Raw genomic sequence first — 16,628 nt, forward strand, 5'->3', positions numbered from 1 at the left:
TATAGCCGATGCCCAAAGCTCATCGCCGTGCCGATATAGGTTCATCCCATTCCTGCCATTTTCCACCCACACCGGCGACCGGGGGTAGTAATAATGTCTATGTGAATGGTCGGCCGCTGATGCGCGTCGGGGATGCCTATTTGCCGCATGGCTGCCCGTCCTGCCCGAAGCCCTTACATCCGCGGGCTCTGGCGGCTGGAGCATCCACCGTCTTCATCAACGGCAAGCGGGCCGGTCGAGTAGGCGATGCGATTGACTGTGGCGGCAATGCGCAAACCGGTTCGACCGACGTCTACATCGGCGACCGTGAGCCAAAGGGCGGCAGTGATGCAACCTCGTGCCAGGCAAGCATGGCCGCGCGGTCCGTTCCAACGGTTCGAGGATAAGATGCAGAGCCAGCTTAACGGCGGAGCGGAGGTGCCAGCGGTCGGTCAGGTTTATCTGAAACGCCTCTCCCGGATTGCGGACAGTTGCGACAGGCGAATCTATGCGGTGCTGGACGGAGCTCTCTTCGGTAACCTAACAGCGGATCTTTCGGCGGCTGGTTTGTGCCACAGGCCGCTCTATCGGTCGGCGGGTTCCAATTCGGCAATTGTGCTCGGCGGGCCGTGGCTCGTTTCACTTAGTCTTTCGCCGCCGGCCTCAAGTGCGCCGGATAGCTTGGTCGAGACGGCGGAGCCAAGCGACGAGGAACTGCAGGCGCAGGCAGCGAAACTGTCGAATGACATGGCGAAAGCAGTCGCCAATGGTGATGAAAGTGGCGGCGGCTTGATGCCAGCCGACGAGATCGATTTGCCTGGGCGGGTAAAGAGCAGAATAGAGGCCCTGCTCAAGCTTATCGCAGACAGGCCGGCTGTGGTATTCTGGGTCGGTGATCGCGGCCTTTCTGAGGAAACAATCTACAGGCATCTTCGTGGTATTAACCGTATCTTTCTGCCGCTTGAGCGAGACGCGCTCGCAGGATTGAGCGGTTCGGTTTCTGGAGAAGCCGGTGATATCTCCTTGGCGGCCGGCGATGCGCAAGAAGGGGCATCGTTTGCCCTTGATCTTGAAGAGGCGCGGGGTCGTAGCGAAATTGTTGTTTTCCGCCATGCCGACCCGAATGTCATGATGCAGGTGTTGCCGGCGCTTTCGCCGGAACAGGTGGTGCGCCTTATGGGCCCGGCCGAAGAAATCTACTTCGCTCCGGCCGAGGCATGGGGTGGGAACATCAAGCGCGCTCATCGACCGGTTGATGTCGTCGCGCAGGGCGGCATGTTGCGCCTGACTGCTGAGAATATCGAGGTCATCAGTGCATCGCGAATGCTCGCCGCGCGTCGCCGCCGAGTGACGGCCTTTCAAAGGTCCGCGCCGCACTTGCTACAAGGCATGGACGAGCGCGAAGCGCTCATGTTCATGGAACGATATGAAACACAGGCACGAATTTACGGATTGAAAACCGAGCGCGGATTCTTTCAGTGGACCTACCTTATGAGCGCAAGCAACGGGCGCTTCATCGAAGCACCTGATATTCGCCAGAACCTCAGAGGCCGCAACCCTGACGCTCGACTGGATGAAATGATGCGGCTGATGGCGAATGCGGCGAAAGAACGGGGGGATGCATGACTGCCGTGGCTGCTGCTGGCGGGGAGGTTCTGCTTGGCCGTGCGGCTGCGGGCGTGGCAACGAGGCTCGGTGCCCGCGCCGCGCTCGGTTTTCTTGGGCCAGTTGGTGCAGCAATCGGCCTCGCCATGCTGGCCTATGAAGGTTACGAACTCTACAAGATGTACAATGAGAGCCATTCCGAACCCGCCGATGGCGAGGCGGGAAGCTGCACTGGGAACTGCGATTCGGCAAAGGCGGAAGAACAGAAGAAGCGGCAAGAGGAACTGGAGGATGAAGCGGGCGTCAGTCAACAGACAAAGGGCAAGACAAAACACGGCGAAAAGGATGGCGGTATGGCGGAAGCCGAACGCGACTTCGATTCCTTGAAACCGGGCAAGGAGAAAGGTATCGAAACACAATACGGGCCGGGCCGCACGGGGGAACTGGAAGACGGCAGCAAGGTTACCGTCCGTCCGGGAAGCTCTGACGGTCGTCCGACGTTGCAAATACGTAGGCCAAACGGTCGTCAGACCGAGATACGCTATAATGACGGACCTGGGGTTTAATTATGGACTTCATTGGAAAAGATTGCACGCTGGATCATCAGGCCATTCGAAACAGAAATTTCGCGGCGAGGATTTACCCCGAATTTCCAAGCGAGGAGGAAATCGCTCTCGTCGCCGCGCGTATCGGTAGTAACGAGATTGATTTCGCTGCTTACGAGTTCGGTCAGCCTCCGCGCCATTTTGCACCGCAACCGGTCGGGTTGGTGCTTGATGCACTGTTTGAAAATTCGCCTTATGGCCTTCTGATCCATTTTTCAGGTCATGATCTCTGGATCTGGGCGCCGGAGGATCACGAATACCTCGTTGTCTTTGGTGATACCAATCTGGTCAAGGCGATAGAACGAAGTGACATATTCTCATTCAGCTTTGCTGATTATCTGGGCAGTGGTGTTTTGTCGCAAGCGACGGTCACACATCTTCGCGGCGTAGCATCGAACTATACGATCGGGTAATGGCGGACGACCCCACTGAGGACTGATCACGGGTGTGCGGGAAGGGTCTGGGAATGTATTCGCTGGCCGGCACCTAGGTCGTCTACACGAAGAGCGGAACGAATGCGATCGCGAAGGTCAACGATTTGGACCTCGAGTTCAGCGTTTAAGCGCATCTTGCGGATTTGCGCAGCCAGAAGAGGCATTTGTATCCGCTTAACGTCGAGGTGGCTTTGAACAGCCCGCATGTCCACACTCAATCGCAGCGCTATACGCAGGCACGTCAAATTTAAACCTCGGCCTAAACCGAATGACTAAGATCGCCATTGCCTCCGACCGCTTGCCGAACAAAATCGCATTGTCTTGGCACCGGTGAGGTGCTGCAGGGGGCTTGCCGAAACCAGTCTGGTCGACGAGCAATGCCAAGGGCAACCTAAGCCTGGCGTTTCAGTTAAAGCAAAGAGACTACCATCATAGCCCAAACAAAGACGAGCATCGCGATGCAGGCTGGGCGGAAGAGATAAAATCGCTGCCAGTTCGTGAGGCGGAGGTCGTTGTAGTGCATGGATCTGTCAAGTTTGACGTGATCCATGTTGCTGTCGACAGAAAAATCACCACCATTCTTCTTGTAGAAATTATACTCCCGAACCTGCGCGATAATCTGTTGCACAGCCAGAAGGCCAACCGCGATAAGAGCCGCAGAAAAAATGACGATCTCAAGTATCAGCAAGCGTTTCTCCTGTGCGATCGGTTGAAACGGCGACGTATCCGGGTGTGAATCAAAACGTGGGAGACGAAGTGTCAAGTCGCGTTGATGGACGCAATTGTTGTTTAAAACTACGCAATTTCGATTTTTTCGTCCAGTATCTGACAATGATGTGGCGCGGTATTTCGGAGAGATGAGAGATGGAATTTCGCAAGCTCGATGCGGACACAGGGATAAACTGTCATGTGACGTCCTACATGACGGCATCAGATAGTGCCGGAAGAAAGTTGCTCAGGTGGCTGTAGAGAAAGGCAAGCAGACTGTAGATCCTTCTCGGAAGGCACTTGCACCGAGGCTGTATGCGATCCTGGCCCGGTCAGCGAGAACAGGAGTGATATTTCGGCGCGGCCCGAGCCGGCTGGTGCAGCTCATTCGCTGGGACTTGCGCACCGACACTTTTGAACATGGTCAATGGTTGAAGGGACGGGTCTACGAGAGACGCTGCGATCTTTCTCCGTCCGGAGAACTTCTGGTCTACTTCGCGGCCACAAATCGCCCGCCCTACGCGAGCTGGACGGCCATATCGAAGCCGCCATTCTTCACCGCACTGACGCTTTGGCCAAAAGGAGACGCGTGGGGAGGAGGCGGTGTTTTCGAGGACGAGAACAAATTGCTTCTCAACCATCCGTTTGACGATAACCGCGTCTCGCTCGCTCCAGGTTTTCGATTGAAGCGAGGCATGCAAGTGGACCCGTGCGGTATATTGTCGGGACGTGGAGAGGACGAGCCCATCAGCGGCTACATACTTGCGCGTGACGGTTGGCGTGTGATCGACGCCGGTGAGGGGCAAACCAATGGCCTGAACGCCTCGACCTTTTACAGCTTCAATAAGCCGCGTGTCCTGCAAAAACCGGGTGCAAACGGCCGGCGCCTTCAGATGGTTCTTCATTCGATCGGTCGCAGTCAAAAGGCGTGGTACGGACTGGACTACCGCGTGTATGACCGGGACGGAACATTGCTTGTCGACCTTCCGGAAACGGATTGGGCAGACTGGGATGGCGGCGATCTGGTGTTTGCACGCGGCGGGTGCCTCTATAGGCTGGCAAAAAGCGACTTCCGATCCGGTGATGTCATGCCTATTGAGTTTTCCTCGCGCCTGCATGACTTCAACGGCGCAGGTTTCACCGCCCTGGCACCTCCGCACGCCGCTCGTCACTACTGACGCACCCAGCCTCGCCGGGAGCTTTGATCTCAGGCATTACTCATCCACTTGTATCTTCGGGTCGTAACCGCCTTACGATGCCACCGGAAACGTGGAGCTGTGTGTCACCCACCCGGATCGAGTAGAGGCCGGCCAGCTCGACTTCGCCCGGTTCAATATCCTCAATGAGCAGCAGTCCTGTATCGGTCATCGCATAAACATGCCGTGCGTCAACTGCGAATACACGGTTGAGGAAATGCAGAATGGCTGGATCGATTCCAGGAATCTTTTTGCGATAACTGCCTCCGAACAGCATCTCGCCGTTCGCATCAATCAGAAGCTGATCGTTGACACCACGCGCTGTGGCGGGATTGACCTTGCCGGGCCGGTTGATGGGCTTCCCGCGATAAAGCAGGGTATCGCCCATCCGTGCAAAGGAATAGCCGAGCGATTCCACCGCTGCGGGATTGTCGATGCCGCGCTTGCGCACACCTTCCACGATCAGCCCTTTTGCGTCACGAGCATAGGCGCCGCCCAAAACCTCGAAGCTCGCCATGTCGATTTTGACGACAGCAAGCTCTGGTAAAGGTGCTGTACTGTCGATGTAATAGGCCTGCTGCTTGTCTTTGAACCATGGGCCGTCGAGCTTTCCGAAGCTCGCGGGATCGGCTTTCTTAATGGGCTCCATCCCGTAATGTTCGAGGCCGGGCAAGAAGTAGCGCAGGCCGTGCCGATCCTCTCCGAACACATCAACGATGTGTCGGAAGCTGTCGTGGTCGAAATGATCGAGTGAGACCCATTCGGCTTCCTGCGGACGCTGTGGCCTAACCAGAATCCTGCGTCCATCGCTGTAATAGAGACCGCCGATCGGTACTGGCTCATTCCCCACAGACGCGCTTACCGCACGGCGTGCCTTTTCCCGGTGCCACCAACTGTCGGCAATCTCGGGATGGTTCTCGAAATAGCCGCTCCAAGACTCAAATTCTGCCGAAACTGATTGAGGTTGCCCTGCATAGTACGGCCGCTCGCTGTCATAAGCGCGATACTGACCAGCTTCTGATGCGCAGACAAAACTCTCTCGGTCCGCGTCGGGAATCAGGCTCTTCTCCCAATAGACATGCTTCCTGTCAGCGAAATATCTGCCTTCGTCGCCGATGGAATGGAAACTGGCCGGATCCGCGCCTTCAATCGCGACCCCGTAAGCATAGACTTTGCGACTGTCCTTTGCGTAGTGACTCTCTTCGATACGGATGCCCGGTTTCTGGCCGCTGCCGTAATAATAGCTGACGATCCCGAATGTACCCGGCTCCTCGGTGGGAAGGCGCAAGTTGGTAATGTAATAACCGGCGGCCTTGTCGACACCATAACGTTGGTTCAGAACGGTGAAGCTGTCCGGATCGGCGCCGCGCGCTGAGAACCAGAAAAGCTTCGTTGGTGTCTCGCCCTGGCCGTAGACATGTCTATCGTCGCAAAACCAGCGGTCACCAAGCTGTCGAAAGGTGAAGGGGTCGACCCCGGACAACGGGACGCCCTTGCGGTCGCGGATTGGTGCGCCGTCCACATAGACCTGATGGCCATTGTGGATATAGCGGATGGTCGGGAATCGTCTTTCTCCGATGTAATGCGCGACCCAGTCGACATTGGCGAAGGGGCCGATACGAGGATTAGCTTCGACTGCCCGCCGCAATGCCGCAAGCTCTGTGCGCATGCTGAAGGGTTCTGTTACCGGTAGGCCGATGCCGTCATTCCCCGTCAGACGCTGGAAAAGCGCCCGATCCTGTTCGGGTTCGGGAAGTCCGTCCCGCCTGAACGCGGCCGTAACCCAACTTGTATTGGCGTAATGAAGTTGGCTGTAGCGCTCTCGGAACCGTTGCCAGCGCGCGGGATCTATGTTGAGACGCTCGAATATCTGTGACGCAGCATATCCGGCCTCGGCAAAAAGAGTGGCCGCATACCAATGGGCATAGGGTAGTGGGAAAAGTTCAATCAGCTTAGTTCCGCCCAAGTCCGCTCCGATCTGTGGTGTCAATGCCAGCCGTGGTTCCAAGCCAGTTTACCTGTCTATCTTCCGCCATTTTTTGCGGCTCAAAACACCAGAAGGAAACAGGCTTTTTTTACTTTAAGAAAATACCCTAGTTTGATGTTTTTATTCATTTTGTTCGCTTTGGTTTTTTATCTGCCCCGTACCTTATTGCTGCGTTGTTACCATGGCTTGTCGCACGATATCGTAGACAGTAAGAGCTGGAAGACGGGAAAAGAAGTTGCTGTTATCGGCGGCGGAGGGCCACGCTGACCAAAGGGTGAGTACATGCAGGCGCCCATTCCGCCATATGACTGTCGCATCTATATCGCCGCTGTCCTGACCTTTTTTGTCTGTTACTGAAAACCGGAAGGTGCGTGCGGGGATTCCCTGTTTTGCAAGCAGACTGTCTTCCTCACTCGATATCAGTGCGGGTGGCCGGGCATCAGGTGTCTGCCTGACAAAGTAATCCCTCACGATCGTGGCTCCGGCCATTTCCAGGTCCGGTTTTTCCTTCATGTCCTGAACGAGCAGCCATATCAGGCCAACATCTCTTCCGCCCTTGCGCCGGATCATGTGCAACTCGGCCGGCAAAGCGCCATGAAAATCGTTGATCGGTATTTCCCACTGGTCCGGGATGCGGAGTGCGATCCGCTCGTTGCCTATCCGAACAGGAACCGATTGCAGATCCTCCCCAAAGCTTGATTCTTCTCCATTTTCCCATGAGAGGCTGTCAATGAACGCAACGGCATACTTGTCAGCCCGAACTACCAGATCATAAGCCGCGTCAGCATTCGCCGCGTTGCTGACATCTGCAACGAAATTTATGCCCAGCGCCTGCTTCCCGCGAGAGAAGCAATAGCTGATAAGGGCGCTATGTGGTTCGCCGCTCTGATCCTTGGTGCCCAGAAGCATAGCTTCTGTCAGGTCCGATGCAACTTTTGAGACGCGCGTTGTGTATCCAGCAGTGTCTGCCTGGTAAGTGCAGATCCGGAACGCTGCCGATGGCGCCTGCAGATTGTACCCGATAAAGGTCGTCTCGATTTTCGGACTGGACGAATCTGAAGTTATTTTTCCGATGACTTTCACATTACCGATTGTGCCAGGCTCCGTCGGACTCATTGGTACGGTTTCGGCCGTAGCATTTGGGGAAAGCGTCCCTTCAAGATTGAGGGCTGGCGCTGAGAAATCGAATTTTCTCATCACCGGTACGGCATTTTGAACGGCACTATCGTTATCCTGTGCAAAACCGGTTCCGGCGAACATCGTAACGGCGACCGAAGTTGCGACAAGCACACATGCAAAAGACCGGCATTTCTCTCCGTGTACCATCCGCTCCCCGGTCAACATCAAAAATTATAATTCTGCCTAGCCGTGCAATGAAAAGTACGGCGACACAACCTCTGAGTTTAGACTGGTGAAGACTCTCATGGAAACGTCATTGGAAAAAGCGCCAGACGGCCGAAATCGTGACAGCTCTCAAAAATCTCCGAGAACAGATGTCAAGGGAATGTGATGTTCGTGTGCGCGAACATGGCGGCTATGGCGTTGTCGTTGAACCGGCCGTGGCGTCTCCAAACTACGTGAAGGTGCAGTAAAGAATGTTTGGCGGCAAGCTAAGAGGTTGCACAAGAACGCTCATGACTTCGTCGTTAACGTCATCACCTGAAATAGTGACATCAATGGTGATGTTCCTATCCAGTGAATTGACGCGGCGTGCGAGTGATGTGACTGCTAGTTGATCGTCACGCGTTTGGCTCATCAAACTCGACCGGACCTCGGTTTCGCTTTCCGTGGTCGTGCGGACCTCAACCCTACGACGTTGTGACTCGACTGGGTGTTGTGGAACAAAGCGCTTGATGAGCAGAACAGCTCTGGGGGAGGTTATGTTGATCAGCAAGATCAGAAGCGTTGCCTCAGCAGCCTCGAAAATTTCTCCACAACCCGCGAGGACGCCGATCGCTCCCGTAGCCCATATTGTCGCCGACGTGCTCAACCCGCGAATGTTGAGGCCGTCGCGCATAATTAGTCCTGCGCCAAGGAAGCCTATCCCCGTCACCACCTGGCCGCCCGTGCGGATATCCTCGTTAACTTCGAGGATGGCGGGCAGGGCGCAGGCCGCTGGGCTACTTGGGCTTCGTGTGACCCAATTTCGGGGGCCCTCTGTAGGCAGGCTGGAGTGTACCCCGTTTCGCCGGACAGCTCGGCTTGTTTGATTCAGTCCTGATGAACTGCTGAGGGAAGCCGTCTCGAGCGCTTAACGGGGATAGGTGCATCGGGACGCCTAGGAAATTTGGAAGGGCGGCTCACTTTTAGGGGTGACCGATTAAAAGACGCCAATGTTGTCGTCGGCGCATACTATCGGCTCAATCCAAGCCCCTGCGACCGGTTAAGCTGCCGTCCGAGTGCGTGGTCATGGCTAAGCTCGGCCATGCGCGTTCGGTTCACGATACGGGCGGTCATCTGAATGTGCTCGGCCTGCTTTGCGAGTTCCGGGCGTGCCGCTAGCTCTTCGGCGAACCTGCGAGGATCAGAACTACCAAACCGCCGCGTGAGCGCTTCGGCCACCAGCCTGGCCTCATCAAGCGCGGCTTGCCCCTCAGGTGACGATCGCAGTTCTGAGATAAACTGGCTCCGCTTCTCCAACGGCGTCTTCTCCACCTTGGCAATCATCTCGGCGCTACGCGGCGTGAGGCCAGGGATCTCGATGACGTCACGCTGCTGACGCTGCCATTGTTCGCTCTGACGCTCTTCGCCAAGCCGGCGCTCCCATGCCTCGGAGACGTAGCCAATATGGGCAGACAAAGACCTGGCGTATCGTAGTGCCTCTTTCCGCTCCTTGTTGTTTCCGAACAGACCCGACTTGCCGCGCAGCTCCCCGAACCGCTCGGGTTGCCCGGCCATGGCCTTTGCCATGATCTTGCCGTTGCCTTCCTTCTCGGTCATCGCGGTGCGCAGTCTCGCCGCGACCTCGACCGGATCACGGAACACGTACCGCGCGAGAGATTCCACCGTATCAAATCTGTGATCGATGACTGACATCGCTTTTTCCCGGGCCACCTCTTCGATGCTGCGTTGGTGTCGGGTGATGGCTGGCACAAGCGGAGCTTGCTTACCGGGTTCCAGCGACGATCGCTGGCCGGCAGCTTCTGGGGCAGGGATGGCGCCGTCTTGCGACATGACGTCGGACCACCGAATGCGGCGATAGCCTTTGTTGTCCTCAGCCCTGTGCTGATCTTCGCGGTGAACAGGGCCGGCCAGATCGCCGGCACGTTCCTCGTAAACCTGCTGACGCTCTGATGGCCGGTCCTGCTGCTCCCGTTGCAGATGGGCCGCACGGGACAAGACCTCTTGACGCTCATCCCGTCCGGACGCAAGTTCGATCTCGCTTCTGACACCAAACTCTTGCCCGATCCCTTGGCCGTTTACGATCCATCTATCGCTTACGATCCCGCGCCGCTCGGCAAAGTCGCTGATGTAATCCAGCGTGGTTTCCTTCGCGCCGGAACGCGACAGACGGCTTGTCAGCTGCTGGTGCGCCAAAGCGTCACCCTTGACGACACGCCATGCATTGCGCTCGGCCTGGGTGCCATCCGGAAGCGTAACAGGCGTGGCGCCTTCATGCCGGAGGGCAATCCTGTCCCCTATCTTTGCCGATGCATCTCGCATGGCCCGCTTGAGATCGACGCCCCACACCGTGCGCTGATCGCCCTTGTCGTTCTCCAGCGTCACAAAATAGTTTTCTCGCGCCTGGCGATGATGCTCGTAGGGTGCAACGCCGTGATCAACCAGCCGGCCCGCCCTGGCGAACTCCTGGCTGTTTGCATAGAGCTGCACGCTGTCGCGGTGCCTGGTCATGGCAACATAGGTCAGATGCCGATCCATGGTACTCGACGCCAGCACAAAGGCGCGATCGACTGTCGCCCCCTGATTTTTATGGATCGTTGTCGCGTAACCGTGGTCGATCGCCTGGTAGCTGTCTGTCGGAATGCTGACACTGTCGCCACCTCGACCATCGAGCCGGGCGATGATCTTGCCCGACTCCACATGCTCGACCGTGCCAAGCATGCCGTTTTTGACGCCGAGGTCGCGGTTGTTTTCGAGGAAGATGATCCGGTCACCGGCGGCGAAGGCGCGCTTGCCGTTGTTGGTCTGGAACACGCGTTCTCCAACATCCTCACCACCTACACGGTACTCACCATTCCCACGGTCTCCATGGTCCGTACCGTCGCTCAGCCCCAGGCCACGCTCCAGCTTTTGTCTGTTCTGAAGCTCGGAGCGGATGGCGGCATTAAGGGCTCGCACGTCGGCTCGGCGATGCGCCATGGCAACCCGGGTGCCGTCGGTAGCCTTCTCACTATCTGCAAGAAAATCACGCACGATCTGCGCCATCGCCTTGTCGCGGCTTTCTGCAAAGTGGATGTCGCCGTGATCGCGGTAGGCGGCGAGCCCCTCGGCCGTCTTGTGGGTCGCAAAGGCAACCGACGCCTGTCTCTGCCAATCATGGCGCTGGCGGCGGATGTCGGAGAGTTCGACATGGCCGATCTGCTCGGCAATCGCCCTGAAGGGTGCACCGGCCCCGATTGCCTGCAGCTGCTCATGGTCGCCGACAAGAACGATCTTTGCGCCGCGCTCTTCCGCTTCTCCGATGAACCGGGCAAGCTGCCGGCTCCCGACCATGCCGGCCTCGTCAATGACAAACACGTCACTGCGACCGATCAGATCCCGGCCATGGTCCCAGCTGTAAGACCATGACGCCAGGGTGCGGCTCTCTATGCCGGAACTTTCCTCAAGAGCCTCGGCAGCCTTTCCGGCAAGTGCCGCACCATGGACCTGATAGCCTTGCGCCTCCCACGCCTCGCGAGCCGCTGCCAGCATGGTGGACTTTCCAGCACCGGCAAACCCGACCACAGCGGCGATGCGTTCTGGACCTGTAATATGCGCGATCGCCTGACGCTGTTCGTCCGACAATCCCGCTGACGGATCGCTCGCAGCCGACGGTCCGCCGGAGCTTCTCCGAAGAGCGTTATCCTGCCTCTCCATCGCACGCTCGACATGGCGAGGGTCGACCAGATGGGAATGCGCCTGATGCAACCGTTCCGCCGATCGCGCGATTGCGAGTTCCAGGTCGATCATCTCCCGCGTCGAATAGCGCGCATTGGACACTTCGCCTGTCTCGGCATCGGTGCGCTCAGGCTGAAGCGCCACGAGCGCTGGTGATGCCATGACAGCCGCAAAGGCGTTCTGGAATGTCTGTGCGTCATCGTTGATGTAGCGATGCAAGGTTTTGGCGATATCGTGTCGATCGAACACGCTCTTCTCATGGCTGATCAGCGTCAGAACCTGTTCAGGTTTTTGGCGGATCAGTTCGGCATTTTGCCGTGCTGCCTCGTCATCCAGCCGCCCGCGCTCGACGGCCATTCCTTGCTGGCGCATCTGCGACGCATGCACGCCCATATGTTCGGTCGGCGATAACTCAAGACCGCGCTCCTCATGCGAGCGATGATCGATGCGAACATCCAGGCCTTCGCGTTGGAGCTCACGGTTGGCGATGCCTTCCCATGACTGCCGGATATCGCGAAGCTGCATGTCGGTTGTCGCCATGCCGTTTGCCAACAGCCGTGCGTTCTTGTGCTCAAGACAGGTCTTCTCGCCAAGGCCGGCTTTGCCAACCTGTCGCGTCGTCATCAGCACATGCGCATGGTAGTTCCTGATATCACCATGCTCACTCGGCGAATGGATTGCAAAATCCACGGCCGCGCCATAGCGGTTTGCCAGATCCTGGGCAAAGGCTTGTGCAGCCTTCAGTCGCCCTTCTGTCGAAAGCTCATGCGGAAGCGCGATTTCGAATTCGCGGGCCACGCGGGCGTCCTTGCGCTTTTCTGCAAACTCGGCAGCATTCCACAATTTCGAGCGATCCAAAGCCCAGTCGGCAGACACGCCTTGCGGCAGCACGATCTCACTGTGCTCGACACCCTCTTTGCGGGTGAAGTCATGCACAAGGCCATCGCGTTGATTGACGAGAAGAACCGCGCAACGGTAGGCGGCGGATGCGACAGCGCTGCGGCCAGATGACCGCGAGACAGGTTTGGTGCTGAGATGATAAATCGCCAAACGAAATCTCCGATACGCAAACGGGGAGACCAAACGCTCAAACGCGCCGCAAGTCGTAAGTGCGCCCTTGTCTGTTTACCGGTGGCGACGCTAGCAACATCGAACGGGCATTTCGACTACTAAAAGTAGTAGTCGCCAAGTGGCAATTGCTCGTGTTTGAATAGGCATGCAAACGCATCATTCCGGGGAGGGCGATAGGCGCAGGTCGATCGCACGACTGATCGGGGAGAAGGGAGGAGTGGAGGAAGACATTGCAGGCGCGGCTCGATAAACAGGAGCGGGCGCAGTCAACGCGTGGCAAGATGTTGCTCGAATGGTTTGTGCTGGAGCAGCTGGAGCGAAACGGGCAATGCGGTCATCGTGAGGGACTGCGGCAGTGAGCCGACGTGAGGGCAGGGCTGGCGCGACTCTTGCTGCAGTGCGGTCCTTCAGAACCTCAACACTGCGCTCATTCGGCCACGGTATGGCACCCGGAGTACCTGCGATTGGAAAAAACCGGAAATAGAGATACAACCTGAGATAAAGTACCATTGAATGTTCGCTATTGAGGAGCGTCGGCATTCCAATACCATTTGCACAAATCAGAGCCGGTTACCGCAAGATCGAATGTGCATCGTCCGAGAAGACAGACATTCGCCTGGTGGCTACCAAAATCGGAGTTTCAAAGGCCTCTGGAATGGCCCATACAGGACACCGTCGATAAGCGGAGCAGACATGAAGACCAGCCTTGAACATTTGCCAGAACGTAAGCAACGCGAGCTCGCGCGTGTCGTCGGAATTATTCAGGAAGAGTTTGCTGATCTGGTGGAGCGCTCGAAGTCTGACGCCAAGAAAGACGGGCGGATTTTCAAAATCATTCTGTTCGGTTCTTACGCGCGTGGCACCTGGGTGGATGAACCGCATACGTCGAAAGGCTATCGCTCGGATTTCGATATTCTTGTCATCGTCAGCAACAAGGAACTTGCCGAGCCCAAATACTGGGACAAGACAACAGACCGGCTGATGTGGGACAAGGAAATTGAGACACCTATCGGTCTCATCGTGCATGGCGCTCGCGAGATCAGCAATTTTCTAAATGACGGCCAGTACTTCTTCGTCGACCTCGCCCGCGAAGGTGTTGTTCTTTACGAATTCGACGATCGGCCGCTGGCTGAAGCGAAACCGCTCAGCCCTGCCGATGCACTCAGGGTGGCAGAAGATCATTTTCTGCGGCACTTCCCGGATGCGCGAGATTTCGCTGATGTAGCAAAATATCTCGTTGGGAAAGGTAACCTACACCTATCCGCCTTCAATCTCCATCAGGCAGTGGAGAGCGCCTACAACTGCTACCTTCTGACACTGACAAACTATTCCCCAGCGTCGCACAATCTCAAATTCCTACGTGGACTTTCCGAGGGTCGTGATCACCGTTTGATCGACATCTGGCCACGCGATCGTCAGCGATTTACCACGTGGTACAACATCCTGAATGAGGCCTACGTCAAGGCACGCTATTCGAAGCGTTTCGAGGTTTCCGAAGAGGCGATCACCTGGCTTCAGGAGCGCACCGCGGAACTTCATAAGCTGGTCGAGACTCTCTGCCGCGAGCACATCGAAAAGCTCAAACAGGCCGCGGGACAAGCCGCAAAATCCAGCGACTGAGCTTCACCGGTGACACAACAATCCTGAGCTCAGGTAGCAGCCACCGCAGCGTCATGAACCACAGGGTCCAACCTACACTTCAATCGCTAGTCGATCTCCTCATAGAAACTGGTCTGTCTTCCAGGAACGAAGCCGTGGTCAACAGCGGCAGTTCCGGTGCGACCGCAATCGAAAGGAATAATCATGGCAAGGAAAACCATCGAACAGCGCCTGGCTGAACTGGATGCGCAACGTTCGGCCCTCAAGGCCCGTCTCTCGAAAACCGAGCGCAACAACGATATGCGCCGCAAGGTCCTGATCGGGTCGCTCGTTCTACATCACCTGGAAACTTCGGATGATCAGGAGTTTAAGCAGCAGCTCGATGACTGGCTGCGCCGCGAACTGCCGGGTTTTCTGACACGCGACAGTGACAAGGCGCTGTTTGCCGATCTGATCGGACAAGGACTGACGGGCACAGCAGAGAATGGCGACAGCGGGCAGGGCGCTCCATGAACCGGTTGCGACTTTCTCGGGACGCATTCAAGAACATGATGCGAGCCGCCGCGCCCTGATGAGGTGCGCAATCTGCCGGCGCACGGACAATTGCTGTTCCTGGCCGGGCAACGACCAATTTTCGCTGAAAAGCTTGCCTACTTTGCCGATCCGGAATTCAGGGAGATGTTCGATCCAGTCTGACGGGAAGCGTGTCCAGAAGGCGGTTGGGCAACCCGTCACACCATTGTACGCGCGGCCCTCGTGCTATCTTGACCGTAGTGGGAAGTGGATATGGCTCGGCAAGCCCCGAGAACGGGCGTCCACTGCAACGCAATATGGTACGCGGTGATCCAGCCTGTCCTGACGGGAACGCGCTCCTCATAGTGCCGAAGTGAGCGGCAGGACGGGCGTGCGTCTTGCTGTGAAGGAATAAAAGTGGAGGCGTGCTGCGTGTTTTCAACGACAACGACCATGAATGCGTCCGCTGAATCGTTGGCGCGGCCCGGATCGGGATGGGCGAAACAGGCCGGAGCTATTCCGGACTGCTCTATTCACGGTTCTGTCGTTCTAGGCGAGACAGCCGATAGTTTTAGGATCGCATATGATCCATAATCAATTAGTTCAAATTTAAAGAATTACTTATGATATCTTAAATCCGGAATAACGCGACTTTGGAACCGGAGCGGTGTGTTACGACATAGCGGGTTCTGGATCGATTGCGTATCTCATTTACTATGCCGTAAGCTCCCACATGAGCTGTGGGCCTCCTGGCGCTTGTGACACCCCGGGCATGACACTTTTTGGGCTGATAATCTATCTGGGTATACCTGCAAACAGGTGTTTTGACGCTTAAAATCTGGATCGACCTCCGCTCTACGAGGCGATAGCGACCTGGGACCCAATCGGAAAGGCGAACCGAACGGCTGGCGCACTGTCGTTGACGCCATGGGCGGAGGCTTACAGATTAAGCATATCCTTGAGAGCTAATTGACAAATTGAGTGAAAGTCTCGATTGATCTCCACGTTTCATGGGAACGAGCAACGTTTTTCTAGCTCAAATACTTTCCCGAATATTGGCTACTCGTATTCTATTTATTTCATCAAGCATGCCGCTTCCAGCTATCTGGAGCGGCTTTTGATAGAGGTAAGCCAATGCTCTCATTGGGAAAAACCTAATGTAGATCAATTGGCGCGGATGTTCTCACATAGTTCGCCCGTTGTTCCGCGACAGTTATGAGGCTGATAATTCGCCGGGGAGGCGCTGCAACTGCTTGCCGCTCTCGTCGCCTTCAGCCAGCAACGCAATGCGGGCTTGAGCGACGGACAGCAGGGGCACGCTCAGTGCCCTTTGGTCTCGCTATCTTTCTTCGCCCGATCGTGATGCCACTTGATCGCATGATACATGCCTATGCCGAGCACTATGATCTTGGCCGGGAAAGACGAGAGGAAACCAATCTACCCAAGAAGCATCAGACATTTCGAGCATTTCCATTCTGCTGTTTGGAATTGGCTATCCTCAAGGATAGCACTCACTCGAAATGTCTCGGCGATCAAGCTTGCACTCTTGGCGCGACCCAACCACCGCCGTAGTAAGCTCTATTCGACAATTTGAGCAGGCGTAAGACTCTGTATGGTGAAAGCGGACTACTAAAAATGCCATCGTAATTCTGGAAATATCTGTCCACACGGCGTCGACGCCGCCAAAGTGTTGATTATTTTACGGAATTTTGGCGCCCGTTTTTTTTCAAGGATTTTCTTTTTTTGCCCATTGACGTAAGCGCAAGCTGCTCTCTATAAGTCCGCTCACTGAACGAGGGCGGCGGCGCTGCTGGCGACGAAGTCTTTCGTTCTAAAGAAATCATGTTGATGAGCTGACTGCTTGTTGTTTTCC

At 56.4% G+C, this 16,628-nt stretch carries 12 protein-coding genes and 1 pseudogene; 9 read left to right on the forward strand and 4 right to left on the reverse strand.

The genetic code is table 11. The features are described from left to right. Positions 1–119 precede the first annotated feature (119 nt). The 6 genes from ACQZ5Y_RS26120 to ACQZ5Y_RS26145 all read left to right on the forward strand — a co-directional run bounded on the left by ACQZ5Y_RS26120 (position 120) and on the right by ACQZ5Y_RS26145 (position 4,509). The gene (locus tag ACQZ5Y_RS26120; RefSeq protein WP_236763084.1) at positions 120–386 is read left to right on the forward strand and encodes a PAAR domain-containing protein; all 267 of its coding nucleotides are present in this window, start codon (positions 120–122) and stop codon (positions 384–386) included. Next, entirely contained in the window at positions 268–1,605 is a 1,338-nt protein-coding gene (locus ACQZ5Y_RS26125; RefSeq protein ID WP_448782469.1) for a hypothetical protein, read from the forward strand. The genes ACQZ5Y_RS26120 and ACQZ5Y_RS26125 overlap by 119 nt, the downstream gene beginning before the upstream one ends. Next, positions 1,602–2,150: a hypothetical protein gene (locus ACQZ5Y_RS26130; protein ID WP_013760978.1), complete on the forward strand. Its 549-nt coding sequence runs from the start codon at positions 1,602–1,604 to the stop codon at positions 2,148–2,150. Before ACQZ5Y_RS26125 ends, ACQZ5Y_RS26130 begins: the two co-directional genes overlap by 4 nt. A 2-nt stretch (positions 2,151–2,152) precedes the next feature. Then, the gene (locus ACQZ5Y_RS26135) at positions 2,153–2,602 is read left to right on the forward strand and encodes a hypothetical protein (RefSeq protein WP_111796477.1); all 450 of its coding nucleotides are present in this window, start codon (positions 2,153–2,155) and stop codon (positions 2,600–2,602) included. A gap of 370 nt (positions 2,603–2,972) precedes the next feature. Next, positions 2,973–3,359 (forward strand): hypothetical protein, encoded by a 387-nt coding sequence (locus ACQZ5Y_RS26140; RefSeq protein ID WP_174051241.1) that lies wholly within the window; start codon positions 2,973–2,975, stop codon positions 3,357–3,359. Between the two features lie 349 nt (positions 3,360–3,708). Further along, positions 3,709–4,509: a hypothetical protein gene (locus tag ACQZ5Y_RS26145; RefSeq protein ID WP_336509984.1), complete on the forward strand. Its 801-nt coding sequence runs from the start codon at positions 3,709–3,711 to the stop codon at positions 4,507–4,509. Between the two features lie 40 nt (positions 4,510–4,549). Here ACQZ5Y_RS26145 and ACQZ5Y_RS26150 read toward each other — a convergent pair whose 3' ends face one another. The 4 genes from ACQZ5Y_RS26150 to traA form a co-directional block, all read right to left on the reverse strand. After that, positions 4,550–6,535 carry a DKNYY domain-containing protein gene (locus ACQZ5Y_RS26150; RefSeq protein ID WP_174051245.1) on the reverse strand — a complete coding sequence of 662 codons (1,986 nt, stop codon included), beginning with the start codon at positions 6,533–6,535 and terminating at the stop codon, positions 4,550–4,552. Between the two features lie 141 nt (positions 6,536–6,676). Then, a complete protein-coding gene (locus ACQZ5Y_RS26155) occupies positions 6,677–7,774 on the reverse strand; it encodes a hypothetical protein (protein ID WP_236763078.1) in 1,098 nt (365 codons plus the stop codon). 313 nt (positions 7,775–8,087) lie between these two features. Next, on the reverse strand, positions 8,088–8,570 hold the full coding sequence (locus ACQZ5Y_RS26160) for an MgtC/SapB family protein (RefSeq protein WP_333704746.1): 483 nt from the start codon (positions 8,568–8,570) through the stop codon (positions 8,088–8,090). Between the two features lie 296 nt (positions 8,571–8,866). After that, positions 8,867–12,622, reverse strand: a complete 3,756-nt coding sequence (gene traA, locus ACQZ5Y_RS26165; RefSeq protein WP_174051249.1) for a Ti-type conjugative transfer relaxase TraA — start codon at positions 12,620–12,622, stop codon at positions 8,867–8,869. A gap of 714 nt (positions 12,623–13,336) precedes the next feature. Between traA and ACQZ5Y_RS26170 the strand changes: the two genes are divergently transcribed. From ACQZ5Y_RS26170 to ACQZ5Y_RS26180, 3 genes and pseudogenes are all read left to right on the forward strand, one after another. Further along, on the forward strand, positions 13,337–14,263 hold the full coding sequence (locus ACQZ5Y_RS26170) for a nucleotidyltransferase and HEPN domain-containing protein (RefSeq protein WP_174026750.1): 927 nt from the start codon (positions 13,337–13,339) through the stop codon (positions 14,261–14,263). A gap of 183 nt (positions 14,264–14,446) precedes the next feature. Continuing rightward, positions 14,447–14,755: a mobilization protein gene (locus tag ACQZ5Y_RS26175; RefSeq protein ID WP_174051251.1), complete on the forward strand. Its 309-nt coding sequence runs from the start codon at positions 14,447–14,449 to the stop codon at positions 14,753–14,755. A gap of 54 nt (positions 14,756–14,809) precedes the next feature. Continuing rightward, positions 14,810–14,938, forward strand: a pseudogene (locus tag ACQZ5Y_RS26180) (type IV secretory system conjugative DNA transfer family protein); the annotation flags it as partial. Between the last annotated feature and the right edge of the window lie 1,690 nt (positions 14,939–16,628).

It is taken from the genome of Agrobacterium sp. A3-95 (genome assembly GCF_053521785.1).